The sequence below is a fragment of the Salinibacterium sp. VpJ6 genome (assembly GCF_059767345.1).
Window position 1 is genome coordinate 1 of sequence record NZ_JBSOQL010000006.1, and the last position, 1,473, is coordinate 1,473.

The window sequence follows — 1,473 nt, forward strand, 5'->3', positions numbered from 1 at the left end:
TCACAATTTAAGTCCGGCGGTGTCCTACTCTCCCACAAGGTCCCCCTTGCAGTACCATCGGCGCAGAGAGTCTTAGCTTCCGGGTTCGGAATGTAACCGGGCGTTTCCCTCTCGCTATGGCCGCCGAAACACTATTGATTTATGTATCAGTCTGGGCCAGAAACATGCTCTGACACTGCCCCGAGGGACATGTGCCTAGCTGTGTTAGCTGGGCGCAGTTCCCGACCGTAAATCGGGAACCACAAAGTGGACGCGAGAATTCTTCTCAGTCACCATTCGACAGTCCAAAGACTGCCCAGTGAGGTGGGGTGTTATCAATTTATCGACATATTAGTACTGGTCAGCTCCACAGGTCGTTAGTCCCTGCTTCCACATCCAGCCTATCAACGCAGTAGTCTAGCTGCGAGTCTCTCAGCCTAAAAGGCCATGGAAATCTCATCTTGAAGCTGGCTTCCCGCTTAGATGCTTTCAGCGGTTATCCATTCCGAACGTAGCTAATCAGCGGTGCTCCTGGCGGAACAACTGACACACCAGAGGTTCGTCCATCCCGGTCCTCTCGTACTAGGGATAGATCTTCTCAAATTTCCTGCGCGCGCAGAGGATAGGGACCGAACTGTCTCACGACGTTCTAAACCCAGCTCGCGTACCGCTTTAATGGGCGAACAGCCCAACCCTTGGGACCTACTCCAGCCCCAGGATGCGACGAGCCGACATCGAGGTGCCAAACCATGCCGTCGATATGGACTCTTGGGCAAGATCAGCCTGTTATCCCCGAGGTACCTTTTATCCGTTGAGCGACAGCGCTTCCACAAGCCACTGCCGGATCACTAGTCCCGACTTTCGTCCCTGCTCGACTTGTCAGTCTCACAGTCAAGCTCCCTTGTGCACTTACACTCGACACCTGATTACCAACCAGGTTGAGGGAACCTTTGGGCGCCTCCGTTACTTTTTGGGAGGCAACCGCCCCAGTTAAACTACCCACCATGCACTGTCCCTGAACCGGATTACGGTCCGAAGTTAGATATCCAATATGACCAGAGTGGTATTTCAACAATGACTCCACCTGAACTAGCGTCCAAGCTTCACAGTCTCCCACCTATCCTACACAGGCCACACCGAACACCAATACAAAGCTATAGTAAAGGTCACGGGGTCTTTCCGTCCTTCTGCGCGTAACGAGCATCTTTACTCGTAGTGCAATTTCGCCGAGTTCGCGGTTGAGACAGCTGGGAAGTCGTTACGCCATTCGTGCAGGTCGGAACTTACCCGACAAGGAATTTCGCTACCTTAGGATGGTTATAGTTACCACCGCCGTTTACTGGGGCTTAAATTCACAGCTTCGCCTTACGGCTAACCGTTCCTCTTAACCTTCCAGCACCGGGCAGGCGTCAGTCCGTATACATCGTCTTGCGACTTAGCACGGACCTGTGTTTTTAGTAAACAGTCGCTTCCCACTGGTCTCTGCGGCCCTGC

Annotated in this window: 2 rRNA genes; both read right to left on the reverse strand. The window is 53.2% G+C overall.

The annotated features are described in order from the left end of the window. Positions 1–11: 11 nt before the first annotated feature. A 5S ribosomal RNA gene (gene rrf / locus ACWTV1_RS13075) occupies positions 12–128 on the reverse strand. Positions 129–309: 181 nt separating this feature from the next. Further along, positions 310–1,473: ribosomal RNA gene (locus ACWTV1_RS13080) — 23S ribosomal RNA — on the reverse strand; the annotation flags it as partial.